Annotated in this window: 8 protein-coding genes and 1 pseudogene; 3 read left to right on the top strand and 6 right to left on the bottom strand. The window is 39.3% G+C overall.

Annotated features, from left to right (window positions below; all coding sequences use genetic code 11):
* The first annotated feature begins 142 nt into the window (after nucleotides 1-142).
* The 3 genes from I8751_RS17970 (at nucleotide 143) to I8751_RS17980 (ending at nucleotide 3,569) form a co-directional block, all read left to right on the top strand.
* Nucleotides 143-883: a class I SAM-dependent methyltransferase gene (locus I8751_RS17970; RefSeq protein WP_214440486.1), complete on the top strand. Its 741-nt coding sequence runs from the start codon at nucleotides 143-145 to the stop codon at nucleotides 881-883.
* A 392-nt stretch (nucleotides 884-1,275) separates the two neighbouring features.
* Complete coding sequence (locus I8751_RS17975; protein WP_214440487.1) at nucleotides 1,276-1,758, top strand: hypothetical protein; 483 nt, start codon at nucleotides 1,276-1,278, stop codon at nucleotides 1,756-1,758.
* Nucleotides 1,759-2,363: 605 nt separating this feature from the next.
* Nucleotides 2,364-3,569 (top strand): glutathione S-transferase family protein, encoded by a 1,206-nt coding sequence (locus tag I8751_RS17980; protein WP_214440488.1) that lies wholly within the window; start codon nucleotides 2,364-2,366, stop codon nucleotides 3,567-3,569.
* 42 nt (nucleotides 3,570-3,611) lie between these two features.
* Here I8751_RS17980 and I8751_RS17985 read toward each other — a convergent pair whose 3' ends face one another.
* The 6 genes and pseudogenes from I8751_RS17985 to I8751_RS18010 form a co-directional block, all read right to left on the bottom strand.
* Nucleotides 3,612-3,836 carry an MbtH family protein gene (locus tag I8751_RS17985; protein WP_214440489.1) on the bottom strand — a complete coding sequence of 75 codons (225 nt, stop codon included), beginning with the start codon at nucleotides 3,834-3,836 and terminating at the stop codon, nucleotides 3,612-3,614.
* Between the two features lie 60 nt (nucleotides 3,837-3,896).
* The gene (locus I8751_RS17990) at nucleotides 3,897-4,676 is read right to left on the bottom strand and encodes a class I SAM-dependent DNA methyltransferase (protein ID WP_214440490.1); all 780 of its coding nucleotides are present in this window, start codon (nucleotides 4,674-4,676) and stop codon (nucleotides 3,897-3,899) included.
* Between the two features lie 3 nt (nucleotides 4,677-4,679).
* Complete coding sequence (locus tag I8751_RS17995) at nucleotides 4,680-6,077, bottom strand: aspartate aminotransferase family protein (protein WP_214440491.1); 1,398 nt, start codon at nucleotides 6,075-6,077, stop codon at nucleotides 4,680-4,682.
* Nucleotides 6,070-11,793 (bottom strand): annotated as a pseudogene (locus tag I8751_RS18000) (non-ribosomal peptide synthetase); the annotation flags it as partial. The pseudogene I8751_RS18000 and the gene I8751_RS17995, both read right to left, overlap by 8 nt.
* Before the next feature lie 72 nt (nucleotides 11,794-11,865).
* Nucleotides 11,866-15,039 carry a non-ribosomal peptide synthetase gene (locus tag I8751_RS18005; protein ID WP_214440493.1) on the bottom strand — a complete coding sequence of 1,058 codons (3,174 nt, stop codon included), beginning with the start codon at nucleotides 15,037-15,039 and terminating at the stop codon, nucleotides 11,866-11,868.
* A gap of 39 nt (nucleotides 15,040-15,078) precedes the next feature.
* A complete protein-coding gene (locus I8751_RS18010; protein WP_214440494.1) occupies nucleotides 15,079-18,159 on the bottom strand; it encodes a condensation domain-containing protein in 3,081 nt (1,026 codons plus the stop codon).
* Nucleotides 18,160-18,162: the final 3 nt, after the last annotated feature.

Below are 18,162 nucleotides of genomic sequence, written 5' to 3' on the forward strand. Positions count from 1 at the left end.
AACTTATTTATACTGAATGTAATAAAGATATACATTCAAGTTGTCAAATATTTGTGCAAGAGGCTTATTGTTCAGTTAGACCCGCAAGGAGTCACGGAATTGCGGGTCTAGTTGAAAATTTACTTTATAAATCAGATTCAAAATGGCTGCAAATACATTTGGTGGTAACAGGGTGTTCGAGGAAGACTATCTTTACTTTTATGAAACCTTGTTGACACCAGAACGTACTCAACACGAAGTTGATCTCATTTGCCGATTGTTAGATTTACAAGCAGGGATGAGTATTTTACACTTAGCTTGTGGCCATGGACGAATTGCTAATCAACTAGCAGCTCGTGGCTATGATGTAACTGGACTTGATGCAACAGCTTTCTTCTTAGAACAAGCAAAACAAGATGCGGCTAGTAACGGTGTTAAGGTAGAGTATCTCCAAGGCGATATGCGTTCCTTACCCTTTAGCGATCGCTTTAACTGCATCATCAATTGCTTTACAGCGTTTGGTTACTTCGATGACGATGAAAATAGATCGGTTTTAACCCAAGCGCATCGCGCTCTAAAAGCAGGTGGCAAATTGCTTATTGATATTCAGAATTTTAGCCGCGTCTTGCAAGAATTTACGCCTGAGTTAATTACTGAGCGTGAGGGAAATTATATGCTTGCACGTACACGCTACGATGCGCTTACCAAGCGTACCCATACCGAACGGATTATCATTCGTGATGGACAAGTACGGCGCGGTCAATACTTTATTCGCAATTTTACCTTTCCCGAAATCCGCGATTGGCTCCTGCAAGCGGGGTTTAACCAAGTAGAGGGCTATGGTTACGATGGTGAACCGTTCGCGCTTGATAGCCGCCGAATGATTGTGGTAGCAAGCAAATGAAGAGTCCTAGGGCAGAGGAGTCAGGAGACAAGAGACAGTTTTATAGGTGTGAGTGTTCATTAAGGGGACATATTAAAACGACGTAGGGGATAATGTGTGGGAAAAATAAACAGAATTAAAAATCTTAAATCATAACTGAGTAAGAGTTATAAAACTGTGTTGTTAGAAAGATCACAAATCGCTCTTAAGTCAGAGATATATTAGGTACTGTGATAGAGTGTTTTTGAATTTTCTCTTAGTATGATTGCTATAGTCTTTATATAAGTAAAAATTATAAAAAATCATGATTTTTTCGCGATTTACCCAAACTTCATTTCCATTAAATTAGAGATAAATAATTTTTCACTCCATGTTATTAGTAGATAAATAGTCATAAAATAACAGTACAAAACATGAAGAATGCAAACAAAATTGATAACAATACAAATAACTTGGATAAGCATATAATAGCTACCAAAATTGATATTGATTCTGAATCATCATCTAACGAATTGATACAAACAACTAAAACAATTAATATAGATGGTCAGCGCCCAGTTGATCCAAGTAATATTCAAATTACAGAAATAATTGATATAGATGGTCAACGTCCAATTGTAAAGGATGAAGATTATTGCGACAAAACAATGGATATAGATGGTCAACGCCCGATCGTTAAGAGCGATTTTCAAGAGCATGATATGTTAGACATAGACGGCAAACGCCCAATTGACCCTAATGATTTAGAGGTCGAGGGCATTCTTGACATAGACGGTCAACGTCCAATCGCTAAGAGTAATTTTCAAGTTCAAGATACTGTAGAAATAGATGGTAGCCGTCCCATAGTCTCAGGTAACAATGATGATTCGCAAATGTCAACCGATTATATGGATTAAAATTTAATTGTGAAAGATTATTTATAACGAGTTTATCCCCAGGCTGGGTTTTAATCCGGCAACAGATTTGCCTACAATTGTGAATAATTTTGGTCTGTAAAGTTTTTAAATTCAATAGCATCATGACTACAAAACAAGCGTAGCTCATCATTATGTTCGAGTGATCACTCACGTAACTTTTGTTAGTTATCAAGTCGAGCTTTACAGTCTACTTCCATCATCCCTTGGTTTAGTAGACAGGATGATCGCCTTTACTAAGTGTGCAAACAAAGTTGTAGTTTTAGCACCATGAGCGTTGCATAATATTGACGTGAGTTCGACAAGTCTTATTTCACCACCTATGGCTTTACCATCCGTACTTGATTCTGGTTTCATAGCACAAAGATTTGCTCGTTTCCTCAATGTCCTCTTTCCTAATTTCGCTTACGCGATTGGTTCGGTCACAGGACTGTCATCAACTCACCCGCAATTGATCTCACACTCCCCTGCGGATGAGATATGAGATCAATTGCTGTTTCAACTAACAGTTACATTAAGCCTTGATGTGATTGAAAATATTGTAGAGTCAAGAAAAGTCCTAAGTATTGCTCTACGCAACTCATCCTATGACTACCGCACCCTTAAGCTGGCAAGAACTAGAAACCCTCACGGACTATCAAATAGATACCGTTAATGGTCTCACTAACGCTAGAGCCAGGTTGCGCTTATTTGGGAAACCCGAATCTGATGTGCGGGTAACGCTGTACCGCGATAACCACGCCTGGTGTCCTTACTGTCAAAAAGTTTGGTTATGGCTAGAGGAAAAACAGATTCCCTACCGCATCGAAAAAGTGACAATGTTCTGCTATGGAGAAAAAGAAAGTTGGTACAAACGTAAAGTACCATCAGGAATGCTCCCTGCGATCGAGCTAGATGGACGGATTATTAAGGAAAGCGATGATATTTTGATCGCTTTGGAAAAAGTTTTTGCTCCATTGAGCCAAGGGATGGAAGACCGCAGGGTGCTTCCTCTACGTCGATTAGAACGACTTTTATTTAGAGCCTGGTGCGTTTGGCTGTGTTCTAGAGCAGGTTCTTCTCAACAAGAACAACGCAACCGAGAACAATTTATCGCAGTGGTGGCTAAGGTCGAAGAGGCTCTGGGTAGCACCCCAAGCCCTTACTTTCTAGATAGCTTCGGCATCGTCGATGTTATTTTTACACCATATCTCGAACGGATGAATGCGAGTCTTTACTACTACAAGGGCTACTCTCTGCGGGAGGAAAACCCTCGTTTGAACTTATGGTTTGCGGCAATGGAAAGCCGACCTACCTACTGCGGTACCCAGAGCGACTTTCACACTCACGCACATGATTTGCCGCCCCAGATGGGGGGCTGTTGGGAAAATGGCGAACCCCAGATGCTTATCAATAAAGCGCGGGTGGATAATGGCCCCTGGTTCGGGCTACCAGATGTTGCTTATCCAGAACCCGAAAATTCTCGCATGGAAGCTCTTCAACGAACTATTGAACACCGCATTAATATTATCCGAGTCAATCCCTTAAATGATAAATTGTTTGATCAAGCCCTACGCTGTGCTTTAACACACATGATGACCGGTGAAGACTGTGTACCTCCATCGGGATCTGATGTCGCTCTACGATATTTGCGCGATCGCATTAATGTACCACGAGACATGTCCATCTACGCAGCCAAGCGATTGAGGGAATCCCTGGAGAAAACCGCGGCCCTTGCGGGTGATGGGCAGCCAGCCCCTATTCCCACTCAGCATCGACGAGATCAAGACCCATCTAACTTTGTCATCAAGTAGGATTCAGGAACGCCGGATAGAAATTTATTTCCAAAAATATACTCAGCCTGCGTCAGCTGATTTTTCCATCAGCTGACGCAGGCTGAGTGGTCTCATATCAGTCCACACTTGTTTAATGTAATCTAGACACTCTTGTTTTAAGCCACTTTTACCTGCATCTTGCCAACCGAGAGGGTTTATTTGATCAGCAGGCCAGAGGGAATATTGTTCTTCATGGTTGATCACAACTTTGTAGATTGTGTTATTTTCTTGAGCGTCTTTGTTCATTTTTTTATCCTCTTGATTGTGTTTTTTTGATTACGAAATAATTGGTAATTTTCAATGTATTTATTTACGACAAAGAAAATAAACGAGGCGGTTATATTCTGGTTCTACCAAATTACCTTCTTCATCATAAACACCAACTATTTTAAACCCAATATTATTGAAAATAGCTTCGATTTCTCGTCTTGAATAGCTCTTTAATAGCCAAATAAAATCTGAGCGTTGCCAAGCACCTTCTATCATTTCAAAACTGGTACATTGTAGCTCTGATATTTTGGTTGCTGAATGATAATGAGATGTAATTCCCCAAGCATATTCTTGACGAATGTCTCCATCAATAATTGCACCATTCTGATTATAATGAACTTCAGAATGTCCTGTTAAACGCATAAATGTCAGAAACAAACCATCAGGTAAGAGAGCTTGATATACTCTTTTAAAAACATTAGTTAATTCTTCAATGGTCATTATATAGTCAAGACCGTGAGTAACACAATATGCACCGTCATAGATAGATGGTAATGCAAAAGTACGGATATCATCACAAATTAATTTAGCGTTTGGTGCATTCTGATGAGCGATATTTAACATCGCTTGAAATTCATCAATCCCTGTAACTTGATAACCCTTATTAATCAATTTTTGTACTGTTTGTCCGGTGCTACAACAAAGATTGATAAGATGCGCTTTTTGGGGAAGATGAGGTAATAATAACTTGTCTACAGCAGGCAGGCGATCGCAATATTCTTGATCCCATGCTTTGTTATATATTCTGGCAAATGCTTCGTCATTTACATAAGGATGTGGTGCATACATATAAGTTGTTTCTTTGTTTGTATTCATTTGCTATACTTTGGTTAATTTTTGTGAGGGAATTGGTAATATTTTTGCTGCTTGTAAATCTGTGACACTTTCTTTAATAGCTGCTAAAATTCTCTGAATATCATCATCAGTATGCGCCGTAGATAAGAAATTTCCTCCGCCTCGCAGTAAGATGCCTTTATGTAGCAAGTGATAAGTTAACAAGTCTACACCCATAGAACTTTCTGACGCATTTGATGTGGCTGTACCTCCGATAGATGCAGGTGCAAACAGTGAGCCAAAGTTAGCCATTTGAATTGGTAAATCTTCCGCAGCAAAGTAAGCATTGAGGTGTTGAATAAATAGCGATGTACGTTGATTTAGTTGTTCTTGAAGGACAACACCTTGCTCTTTTAAATATTGCAATACAGCTCGCGCTGCCGCTAAAGATAGTGGATGTTTGCAGTGAGTACCAGCAAAAAAAGTTGTCTCTACTGAGGGGTAAGAATCATCGCCATAATTCCACATACCGCCATCAATTTTATCCATGTAAATTGCTGAACCAGCAATAATTCCAATAGGTATTCCACCGCCAACAATTTTGCCATAGGTAGCAATATCTGCTTTGACATCAAACCAAGCTTGCGCTCCCCCTGGATGAATCCGAAAACCTGTCACCATTTCATCAAAAATAAGGGCTATGTCGGCTGCTTGAGTTACTTGTCTGAGTGCTTGTAAAAACTCTTTGGGTTGTAAGTTGGGACGACTGCTTTGTACAGGTTCAACTAAAATGGCTGCTAATTCATGTTGATGAGTTTTGATAATTTCTAGAGATTGAAAGTTGCCGTATTCCAGAACTAATACATCTGCTACAAAATTTGGTAAAACACCAGATGCACTAGGTAAAGCTTGGAAGTTAGCTGCTGTTTTTGCGTCTACAAGAGTGCCATCAAAATGACCATGATAAGAACCAGAGAAGATGACTATTTTTTGTCGTTTGGTTGCAGCCCTCGCAATCCGGATTGCTGTCATGACAGCTTCTGTACCGGTGTTGCTAATAGCTACTCGCTCCATTCCTGTTAGTTCACAAATCAACTGGGCAACTTCACCAGCAAATTCGGCTTGTGGCCCAATAGGAAATCCTTTTTCTAGTTGTTCTTGCAATGCTACTTGAATAAATGAGGGATTATGACCAAAAAGATTGATACCAAAACCCATCATCAAGTCTATATATTCGTTACCATCAATATCCCAAATTTTTGACCCCAAAGCACGCTGACCAACAATGGGGTAGCACATCTCTTTAAATGTGGGATTAAAGTTATTTACGACTCTGGGATCTGCGAAGACAGAGCGATAATTTTGGGCAATTTGTTTTGATGTCTTTGTCTTTTGGATATAGCTCTCAGCAAAGTTTTGTAAATAATTCAGTTGTTCATTCATAGATATTGTTTGATAATTGGAAGCTTTTGGCGGGGTTCAGATTTTTAACTTCTTTGAAAAGTCGGAGATCCAATTTTTTACGTAGATAAGAAAGGTAGGTATGTAATACAGTTTCATCAATTAATGGACAGATAATTTTACTGTCTATTAGTCCATTAAAAGTATTTTGATAATCAAATGTTAATTGATTGTGATTTGATTCTGAATCATCAACTTTATCTGCTGTGAAAAATGATAGTAAGGGAGATAAAGTATGTCCAGGAGAATTTCCAGCTATTTCTCGCAATTTTGTTTGCCATTGCTTATAAGATATTAGTTGTAGAGGAAATCCCATCGTCCGAATCGATTTAATTAAGACATCATATTTTAGTGGTTGAGGATGGAATAAGTGAAAGGTTTTACCAAGTGATTTTTCCTGCTTAGATAAATAAACTAATGCCTGACTCATAAAATCTACAGGAATTAGATTAAGAGTCATATCACTTTCTGGCGCACTTCCTAATTCGATGCAACCAATGATGAGTTTGTACAAAAAATCATTGCGATTAAAAACACCTGTTTGGCTATGACCTGAGATTCTACCAGGGCGATAAATGCAGGTAGGAATGCCGCGATCGCCGGCAATTTTAACTAGTTTTTCTGCTACCCATTTACTCTGAGCGTAGCCGTTAGCTGGGACGACAATATTATCAATACTGTCGTCTTCATAAATAATTAAATTGTCACCATCTGACTCAACAATACCACTTGTAGAAACAAAATGTACTGGCTTAACTTTAACTTGACTAGCTAAGCGTAAAATTTCTTTTGTTCCTAAAACATTGGCTGTTTTTAATTTGGCATAAGGTGAAGTATGGTGAACCCAAGCTCCATTATGATAAATGACATCTATTTTACTAGCTAATATTTGAAACTCTGAAGTAGAAAGTCCTAAAAGTGATTGAGATAAATCACCCACTACAGGAGTAATTCGAGATCTAAATGATTCATCCCAAATTAAATAAGACTCTAAACAAGTCTTAATTTTTTGCCAACCTACTTGAGTATTGTCAGCCCGCACCAAGCAATAAATATTGGCTGATGTTTGTTGCAGCAATTCATCAAGTAAAAATGCTCCTAAAAATCCAGTAGCTCCAGTTAAGAAAATATGACTTGGCTCATTGATATACTCATAGCAAAGTCCCTTGGTATTGATGTCTTCATCGAGAACAGCTTCTGCTTTTAAATCTATGATTGTGCTTGCCTGAACTATAAACGATCCTGTTTGTTGAGCATTTTCAATATTCTCGGCTAAATCTGCTATTGTTGGAGATTCAAACAAAGTGCGTAAAGGCAAATCTACATAAAAATGTTCTCGGACTTGTATTACTAATTGAGCAATTAATAGAGAATTTCCGCCTATTTCAAAAAAGTCATCGTGAATTCCTATCGGCTCAACTCCCAGAATTTCTGTCCAAATTGACGCAAGTTGCTGTTCTAAGGGTGTTTGAGGTGCGACGTAGACAGTATGAAAATCTGATCGCGGTAACTCTGGTGTTGGTAAAGAGCGTCTATCTACCTTGCCATTGGCTGTTAGCGGGAGTTCTTCTAAAATCACAAAAGCCGAAGGTATCATGTACTCTGGTAGCTTTTGGTGCAAATAGTCGCGTAACTGGGGAATTAGTTGACGAGATAATTTACCTTCTAACGGATTGTTAGCGTAAGTATGCCAAGGTTGACGAGTCGATACTAGATGTCGCGCTAGAAATTCTCCTAGTTGTGGTGTGGTTGTAGTGCGGAAAATCGCATCATAGCTACCATCGGACTGGCTATTAAGCCAACTTAACTCTACGTTATAACCGTAACTGCGACCTAAGTTATACAAATCTTCTGGCTCAACCCCGTATTCTGCGATAGTTGGACTGAGTAGTGTTTGTAATTCCCCAACTGTTGCTGGGGTACTATCTTTTGCTAGTAATGCTAAACTTTGAATTTCCTTTGCTAACCGCGCATTGGGAATCCGACATATAGCCAATAATTCCGACTGGCGTGACTGGAGTAACTTCCCAACAGCAGTCAGGTTTAATTTTTGTTTTTGCCAGTCTAGCCATGATTTAATGGGCGCTGTGGCTGATTGTGTGGTTTCATGAACTATATGCAGCACCACATCATAGCGGAACTTAGTGAGTTCGTTATGGTAATTACCGCGTTTTGGCTGAATTTGTACATGAGTAATTTGGGGTAAGTACTGTTGTAAAGCCGTAAAGAATGCTGGTGCGATCGCTAATTCTTCTTCTTGAGCTAGGCGTTTTTGTACTCGCTGCCATAATTGTCCAATTTCTAGGGAAGCATCCGCTTGATGTAACTGCACCGATAGGTGAAAAGCTTTTAATAACGCCAAGTTACGGACATCACCAATAAAAATCTTACCACCAGGACTGACAGCTTTTACTGCTGCTGACAATACCGATAGCAGATAGTCGATATGAGGAAAATATTGGATGACGGAGTTGATGACAATTAAATCAAAGGACTCTGGCGGAATGTTTTGAAAGTCATCAGCTTGTTGATGCAGTAACTTTACTTGCGGTAAATTATGCTGATGTAATTGCTGTTCAATATATTCTAAAGCTGTTGCTGAGAAATCCGTACCCCAATATTCTTCACAGTGGGGCGCGATTTTAAATAAAAGTAATCCAGTGCCACAGCCAATTTCTAGTACACGTCGGGGTTGCAGTGCCGAAATTCGCTCAATGGTATGTTCTACCCATTCACGCATTTCTGACTCTGGTACGGGTAAGCCTGTATAACTGCTGTTCCAACCAATAATATTAAAGGTGGAATCCTCAGAAACAGTCGTTTGACTATAGGTTTCTTCGTAAAGCGATCGCCAGTTATCTATGCGTTCCTCATCTAAGGCTGCATCAGTACCTTGGTATTGAGGATCGGGTACTAAATAAGCAACTAGTCGCTTATCTGCTGGGATATCTTCACGCACAATCACCGCCGTTGTCATCACTCCAGGATGCGATCGCAGTGTTTCTTCAATTTCCCCTAATTCAATACGGAATCCCCGCACTTTCACTTGATTATCGATGCGTCCCAAATATTCAATTTCACCATTGGGCAAATAACGCGCCAAATCCCCAGTTTTATAAAGACGTTCTCCTGATTTTGCATAAAGATTGGGAATAAACTTTTCTGCTGTTAGTTCTGGCCTATGCAAATAGCCCCTAGCTAAACCAGCACCACCAAGATAAAGTTCTCCCGGTACTCCTATAGGTACTGGTTGCAGATAGTTATCTAATATATATGTTTGTGTATGAGCAATAGCACGACCAATCGGCGGTATTCTGTCTGCACCTGGAGGAATTAAAGCAAAAGTAGAATAGGTAGTATCTTCTGAGGGGCCGTAGAGATTGTAAACTTGGCGGATATGGGGCAATTGATAAAGCTTTTGTACTAACGTATTTGGTAGGGGTTCACCGGCAAGATTGATTGTGCAGACAGTAGGAGGGATACCATCAATTCGCAATAATTCAGCGATCGCACTTGGTACAGTGTTGATCAGTTTGACTTGATTGGCGGCTGGTAATGTCGGCAGATACAAGGGATTTTCTGCCAGAATCACTTTACCCCCCCAACTCAAGGGGACAAAAATCTCGAAAATTGACAAGTCAAAGCAAATAGAAGTCGCAGCTAATACGCCACTCAGTTCTGTAGCAGTAAAAACTGTTTCTGCCCAATATAAAAGAGTTACTGCACTACGATGTTCTATGGCTACACCCTTTGGTTTACCAGTAGAACCAGAAGTATAAATTAGATAAGCTAAATTTTGACTATTAACGAGGCTTTGGGAATTTTTCTTGCTGTTTTGACTAATTTTTTCCCAGTCAGCATCTAAGCAAATAACTGTGCAATTATCCTGACTGACAGCATCAACTAAATGCTTTTGAGTCAGTAGCACCTTTACTTGTGAATCTTCCAAAATATAAGCCAAGCGATGCTGGGGATAATTAGGATCTAGAGGCACATAAGCACCGCCAGCTTTGAGAATGCCTAACATGGCGACAATCATATCTAGCGATCGCTCAACACACAATCCCACCAATACTTCTGCATCAACACCCAAACCACGCAAATAATGAGCGATTTGATTGGCTTTGATATTCAATTCTTGATAGGTTAATTGTTGGTCTTCATAGACAAGTGCGATCGCATCCGGTGTTCTTTCGACTTGCGCTTCAAACAGTTGATGAATACATTCATCGGTGGGATAGTTAGCTGGAGGATTCCACTCAACTAATAATTGCTGCTGTTGTTCCTGTGTCAGTAACGGTAAATTTGATATATGCTGTTGGGGGTTAGCAACGATACCTGCCAGCAAAGTCAAAAAATGCTCAACCATTCTGGTAATAGTTGCCGCCTCAAATAAATTCGTGTTGTACTCTAAAGACCCTGTTAATCCTGATTCCCCTTCTTCCATTGAAAGTAGCAAATCGAACTTAGCTGTTTTGTTATCGGCGTTGAGATAATTTACCGTCAAACCCGACAGATGTAATTGTTTTTTCGGGGCATTTTGCAGTGCAAATAGTACCTGAAATATGGGGTTATAGCTCAAATCTCGCTCGATTTGTAGTGAATCTACTAAATACTCAAAGGGTAAGTCTTGGTGAGTGTATGCTCCTAAAGTACATTCTCTGACTTGTCGTAGCAGTTCGAGAAACGTGGGATTGCTAGCCAAATTAGTCCGCAAAACTAAAGTATTGACAAAAAAGCCAATGAGTCCTTCTATTTCTGTGTAATGACGATTGGCGATCGGCGACCCAACTAAAATATCATTGGCAGAAGTGTATCGGTGTAGTAGAGTTTTGAATGCTGCCAACAGCGTCATAAACAGCGTGGCATCTGCTTGGCGACTGAGTATTTTTAGCTTTGCAGTGATTTCTGGCGGGACGGTGAAAGATTGCGTTGCGCCTTGAAAAGTTTCGACTGCTGGCCGGGGATAATCGGTAGGTAGCTGTAATATGGGAGGATCATTGCCGATTTGTTTTTGCCAATAGGAAACCTGTGATTCTAATACCTCTCCTTGCAGCCATTGACGTTGCCAAATCGCAAAATCAGCATACTGAATCGGTAACTCAGGTAGGGGAGAGGGTAAACCTTGGCTAAACGCTTCGTAAAGTGCGGCAACTTCACGGATGAGGATGCCAATAGTCCATCCGTCAGAAACAATGTGGTGAATTGTAAATAACAGCACATTTTCTGTTTCACTCAACCGCAGCACAGTTGTTCTCAACAATGGCCCAGTAGCCAAATCGAAAGGTTTTTGCGCTTCTTCGGTAGCCAATTCCCAAGCCTTGGCTTGCTGTTCTGGTACAGCTTGCAAATCTACGACAACCAAAGGCAAAGTCAGAGACGATGCAATCACTTGCATTGGTTGTCCCTGAACGGTGACAAAAGTTGTGCGGAGGACTTCATGACGGCGGATAATTTCGTTGATACTGCGTTCGAGAGCAATTAAGTCAAGTTCACCGCTTAAGTGCAGAGCAACTGGGGTATTATAAAATGCACTATCTGGTTCTAATTGATACAGAAACCACAAACGCTGTTGAGCAAAAGAAAGAGGGCAAGGGCTAGTTACTGTGCGGCGAGGAATAATTTGTGTGGGTGCAGTTTTAATGCCTTTTTTTAGGAGTAACTGCTGAAAAAATGCCTGTTTTTGTAAATCACTCATTTTAAATTTTGTTGACTGTTGATTGTTGACTGTTGACTGGGAAATTCTCCCCTGCTCTTCTGCTCCCCTGCCTCATCTGGAGAGCATTGCTGCCATTTCTTCAGGTGAGAGTTGTGCTAGTTCCTGCCAAGTTTGGGCGATTTCTTCGACAATTGCTCTTTCGCCTAACATATTTGCTATCAAGTGAACCATCATTTCTGGTGTGGGCGCGTCAAATAAACCCCGTAAGGGCAGTTCTACTTGGAATATTTGCCGCAATCGTGCAATTACTTGGGTGGCTAATAGTGAATGTCCACCTAAATCAAAGAAATTATCATCAATACCTACTTGGGTAATACCTAAAACTTCTGCCCAAATTCCGGTGACGATTTCCTCAGCCGATGTCCGTGGCGCGACATAAATTTGTGTGCGTATCTGTTCTGGTGCTGGCAATGCTTGACGATTCACTTTGCCATTGGTAGTTAAAGGTAGAGCCTCTAAGATGACAAAGACAGAAGGAATCATGTATTCAGGTAACTGAGTTTGCAGAAAGTTGCGTAAGTCTTTGGGGGTGGGTTTTTCTGTATCTGGTACGATATAAGCTACCAAGCGTTGATCCCCTGGTTGGTCTTCACGGACAATCACAGCCTGCGATCGCACATTAGGATATTGACTCAATAAACTCTCAATTTCGCCCAGTTCAACCCGAAAGCCACGAATCTTGACTTGATTATCAATCCTGCCTAAATACTCAATTGTGCCATCTTCCAAATACCTAGCCAAGTCGCCTGTTTTGTACATCCGGCTTCCTGGTTCTTGGCTAAAGAGATTGGAGATAAATTTCTCTGCTGTCAACTCTGGACGGTTGAGGTAGCCTCTAGCAACACCAGCACCACCAATGTATAGTTCCCCTGATACTCCTATGGGAACTGGTTGGAGATGTTGATTTAAAATATAAAGTTGTGTGTTAGCAATAGGGCGACCGATGGGAACTGCTCCTGGTAAGTAAGTTTCTGCTGAGGCTTCGTAAACACAACAACCAACAACAGTTTCTGTCGGGCCATATTCATTAATCAATCGCGTATCTGGTGCATAAGTCTGCCAAAAAGCTAGAGTTTTCCCCAATAATGCTTCACCACCAATAATCAAAGCTCTAGTTTGTTGTGTAGTTCGCTCTTGAGGTAACAACTGACTGAGTATTTCCAAATGTGCAGGGGTGATTTTTACCAAGCTGAAGTTACTTTGGGAACTCAAAATGGTGCTGAGAGCTTCTATTTCTTGTTCTTCCTCTAACAGCACGACCTTTTGACCGACTAATAAGGGAGAGAATAAGCTGGTGATAGTAGCATCAAAACCAATCGAAGAATTTACTGGTGCGCCACTTCCTTGTGCTACAGCGTAGGCTTGAGTAGACCAACTGAGATAATTAACCAATCCTTGATGGGGAATCATTGTTCCCTTGGGTTTACCTGTCGAACCTGATGTATAAATGACATAAGCCAAGTTAGCGGGGTGTACGCTACTCAGAGGATTCTCTTGACTTTCACTTTGTGGCCACTCGGTATCTATGCAGAGGGTATGGGTAGGATATTGGGGAAGGCGAGATAACAATTTTTGTTGAGTCAACAGCACCGACACCTGCGAGTCTTGGAGCATGAAACTCAGGCGTTCTTGGGGATAGGTGGGATCTAAAGGTACGTAAGCACCGCCAGCTTTTAAAATTGCCAAGATACCAATGAGCATATCAAAAGAGCGATCGCAGCACAAACCCACCAAAACTTCTGCTCCCACTCCTAGTTTTTGTAAGTGGTGTGCTAATTGATTCGCACGAGTATTTAATTCTGCATAAGTTAATTGCTGTTCGCCAAACACCACAGCAATGTTATTTGGTGTCTTCTGTACTTGTTCTGCAAATAACTGATGAACACACTTGTCTTGAGGATAATCAGTTTGGGTTTGATTGAAATCTACTAGTAATAAATGCTTTTCCTCTGCACTGAGAATTTCTAACTTACCAATCAAAGTTTGTGGTTGTGCTAAGACACTTTGCAACAAAGTCTGGAACTGACTGACTAACCGTAAAATATATTGTTCTGATAGTAAATTAGCATCGTAGTGAAACTCCATAACTAGAGAATTTTCCCTACGGATACCAGATAATTTCACATGAAAGCGGTTGCTACAAGTGTAGATTTCATCAATAGCAAAAGATACATGATCTGTCTTAAAATTTGTGCAGATTGAATCAAACTCAAAACAGAAGGGTAAAAAATTTGAAGCGGTACTTCCTTGCCAAGTAAAACTTTCTTGCCATTTATAAATTTCGCGAAGAGAATCTTTTACTTGTTGCCAAACATCGCTGAAGGTGTTGGTTTCATTTAACTGCGAAACTATTGGTAGATATTGAGTTAATAGACCAAGAGCAGAATGTAACTCCTCATATTTTCGCCCATCAACAGCAGTAGCGATCGCAATATTATTTTCTTGAGTCAAATGCCATAACAAAATTTGCCAACAAGCTAACAAAAAACTTGCTTTTTCTGACTGCGCTTGCTTGTTAATTTTAGCTAGTAAAGCATCATCTATTTCCCATCGGCAACATTGAGGATGAAAGTCTAAGTTTTTATCAGACTCTTTTGTGTAAGGTAACTTGTGACCCTCTACAATTTTCTGATTACGCCAATATTCTCTGCCTATTTCTGTAGTTGTTTCTGCTAATAATTCATTTTGCCAAGTTGCAATATCTGCATATTGTAGTGGCTCTTGGGCTATACAGCCAGTATAATAACGGCTAATTTCTGCCAGCAAATTTCTAATTGTAGTCGTATCAGCCAGGATTGCAGGTAAGCCTAAAATTAAAATATATTTTTGTGTTGATAATTTAATTAAGGAAGCATATAAAAAATTGCTCTGAGCGAAATCAAAGGGTATTCTTAACAATTCAGTAAAAATTGCTTTGATTGTGTTTTGTTGCTCTGCAAAAGTCTGAGAGCTTAAATCATGTTCAGGTAGCCATAAGATACTACTTTCAGATTGGATAACCTGCATAGGAATATCCATTTCTGGTAAACATTTGAAATTGGTACGAAATAGTTCGTAGTCTTGAATAATATTTTGTAATGCTGCTTTTAAAACATCAATATCGAGATTACCAGTAATTTTAACATTAACCTGAATACGATAAGTTTGTGGCTGCGATCGCTGCAAATTCCACAAATATTTCTGCTGAGGAGAAAGTTGAAATCCTTCAATGGTTGCTGCTGTCATTTTGCGTTTACTTCCTTAGATAATGATAAATAACAAGAATTATCGCCGACGTATATTTAGTAATTTTTGTTTGATGGAATTTTGATATTCTTGTTCTTGACTAATTCGCCATTGTTCATTTCTAGCAGCTAAAATTTCTGTTAGGGCGTTCAGAGAAATTTCAGGTTGCTGAGATACCTGCCGTAAAACTATTTCAAAATATTCTAAAAGCTTGTTAATTCTCACAGCATCAAACAAGTCTGTGTTGTACTCTACAGCTATACTTAATCCTTGATTGGTATCTGTTAAATTTAGCAGCATATCAAACATAGCTGCTCTTCTATCAAATTCAATGGAACTTAATTTTAATCCTACTAGCTCTAAGGGTGGAGTAGGTGCATTTTGCAGTACAAATTTGACTTGAAATAATGGTGTGCGGTTTTGGTCGCGCTTGGGATTAAGTACCTCTACCAACTTATTAAAAGGTAAGTCTTGATGAGCATAGGCTTCCAGAGTTACTTGCCGTACTCTGGTTAGTAATTCGTTAAAACTGGGATTACCTTTTAAGTTAGTACGTAATACTAATTGATTGACAAAAAAACCAATTAAAGATTCAGTATCCGCCCTGTTTCGGTTCGCAACATCTGTACCGACAACGATATCATCTTGACCGGTGTAATAGTGCAGTACGCATTGAAAACTAGCCAGCAGTGTCATAAATAAAGTACACCCAGAATTGATAGTCAAACTCTTAATAGCTTTAGTTAAATCTTGAGGAATAATTACTCTGGCTGTTGCACCATTAAAAGTTTGTATTTCTGGTCTAGGTCTATCTGTAGGTAAGTTGAGAGTAGTTAGGTTGTTACCTAGCTGTTGCTGCCAATACTTCAATTGAGTTTCTAAAATTTCACCCTGCAACCATTGTCGTTGCCAAACAGCAAAATCTGCATATTGAATTAGCAATTCTGATAATGGAGAGGGTTGTTGTTGGCAAAAAGCTGCATAAAGATTGGTGATTTCTTGAATTAGCACCCCCATCGACCAACTATCAGAAATAATGTGATGGGTAGTAAATAGTAATACGTTTTCTGTTGCACTCAGTTGCAGGATGGTGACACGTAATAAAGGGTCTTTGTCTAAAGCAAATGGCTTATTAGCCTCTGTAAATGCTAGTTTTTGGCTAATTTGTGGTTGTTGGTTTTGTGGGTATAGTGTCAGGTCTACTAATGATATAGCTAAAGTTAAAGAAGAAGCGATCGCCTGCACTGGTTGTCCATTAATCTCAATAAAATTGGTGCGTAAAGCTTCGTGTCTTCTCACAACTTCGTTCAAGCTTTTTTCTAGCGCAATTAAATTTAGTTCACCTGTCAAGCGTACAGCCACAGAAATGTTATAACTAGAATTACCTGGGTCTAGCTGGTCAATAAACCATAACCGTTGTTGAGCAAAAGATAAAGGTAGATTTTCTCTTCTGGATACAGGTAAAATTGGTGTTGCTTCCACTACCTGCCCAGATTTCATTTTCATATCAATTTTTTTAGCTAATTCTGCTATGGTTGGCGATTCAAATAAGTAGCTAAGAGGAATTTCCAATTGAAAAGCTAGGCGCAAGCGAGACATAACTTGAGTCGCTAGTAAAGAATGTCCACCTAACTCAAAGAAGTTGTGATGAATATCGATATTTGTCAAACCCAATATTTGACTCCAAATACCCGCTATCACTTCCTCCACAGGATTTAGAAGATTAGTCGATGCTGGCTCTTGGAGTTTTTTTAATTGTTTAATTTGTGGGATTTCTTCAGTAGAAATTTTATGTATCAGTGTTAATAATTTTGTTTCTAAACCATCAATTACACTATTTAATAGTGTGATAAAATGTTCACCAATTTTGCTGACATTCCCATCATCTAAACGGCGTTTGTCATATATAAATTTTAAACGTAGCTGTGAATCAACAGAAGCTAATATAGTTAAGGCATACTTCGTTTGTGCGCCAATAGAACGATAATTATTTAGATTAAGTTTGAAACCACTAGATTGTAGTAAAGTTGAATCTATAGGATAATTCTCAAACACTAAAATACTTTCGTAAAGTGGTAAAGATCCTGTTACTTCACTCCATTCATGAACTTTACCAGCATTACTATGTTCGTAATTACGTAACTCTAAATTTAAATTTTGAATACTTTCCAGCCAAAAAGACAGTTTTTCTTGGGGATAGATTTTAACTCTTAAAGGTAAAGTATTAATAAACAAACCCACTATTGATTCTGCACCTAGTAAGCTTGCTGGACGACCTGAAACAGTGATACCAAAAATAATATCATCTTGATGACTATAGCGGCTTAAAAGTAATGCCCAGACACCTTGAATTACAGTGTTGAATGTTAAATGATTAGCTTTAATTAAAGATTTAATAGTTGTTGTAGCTGAGGCACTTAGTTCTGTACAGTATTCGCCGTAACCTACTTCTAAATCAGAAAAATCACATTCTTTAACCACACCCAATGGAGTTGGTTGAGTAAAATTTTGTAGAGTTTGCCGCCAGAATTTTTCTAATTTGGATGAGCCTTGCTGTTTTAGCCAAGCTAGGTAATCTCTGTAAGGACGAACAGGTGTTAGTTGTACATTTTCACCTTTGCTCAAAGCTTGATAAAAAGATAAAAATTCTTTCAGTAGTAGTGAACTACACCATCCATCCATCAAAATATGATGATGCGTCCAGACAAATTGATAGGTTTCTTCACTCAGTTGAAAGAGTGCAAATCGCATTAATGGTGGTTTAGATAAATTAAAACCCAAACTGCGATCGCTTTGTAAATAAGCTTCTAGTCGTTGTTGCTGTACACTGGGTGAATATTCTCGCCAGTCTTGCTGTTCAAAGGGAATTTCTACCTGATGTAGTACTACTTGTAGTGGTTGTTCTTGTTCTTTCCAGACAAAACCAGTTCTTAATATTGAGTGTCGTTCAATAATTTTTTGCCAACTGTTTTTAAACGCAAAAATATTCAGATTACCCTGCAAACTACAACTGACTTGCTCAATATGTATTCCTGACTTTGGAGCATATATTGTCTCGAACAACATTCCTTGTTGTGGTGCAGAAAGCAAATAAATTCCTTCAACATTTTTTTTATTCACTGT

It is taken from the genome of Atlanticothrix silvestris CENA357 (genome assembly GCF_016056295.1).
Classification (GTDB): domain Bacteria; phylum Cyanobacteriota; class Cyanobacteriia; order Cyanobacteriales; family Nostocaceae; genus Atlanticothrix; species Atlanticothrix silvestris.